The 377-nt window shown below is 43.8% G+C and carries 1 pseudogene; it reads right to left on the bottom strand.

Annotation, left to right across the window (positions count from 1 at the left end):
- Positions 1 to 377, bottom strand: a pseudogene (locus tag FNN08_RS16430) (hypothetical protein); the annotation flags it as partial.

The following is a 377-nucleotide window of genomic DNA, read 5'->3' as shown; positions in this document are numbered from 1 at the left end:
AGGAATACATCAAATGCAGTTGCATCGGCAGTCCAATAATCAAGGTGTAAAGATGCTTTACCAGACACATCTTGAGAGTCGAACTGTATGCCTTGATAGTTTAAGCCGGCCATTTTAAGAGTGCTATTACCTTCAATGCTTTCTACTGTAGTTACCGTCGCTTGACCCCAGTTAGGGTTAGTATCTACACCTGTAACTTGCGTATAGCCATCACTGAATACAGAAATCACATCAGCCTCCGCAGCCGTTGGTGCTGGCGCAGCCGTAACTGGTGCACTTGGTGCTGGATCAACCACAAGGTTACCGAAATACAAGTTATCAATATAAATTGTACCACCAGCATGATTTTGAGCGTCAAACTTAAACTGGAATACAGC

This window comes from Thalassomonas sp. M1454 (assembly GCF_007097525.1).
Taxonomy (GTDB): domain Bacteria; phylum Pseudomonadota; class Gammaproteobacteria; order Enterobacterales; family Alteromonadaceae; genus Thalassotalea_A.
The sequence above is the reverse complement of the archived record's forward strand: the minus strand, read 5'-3'. Positions and strand labels throughout refer to the sequence as shown.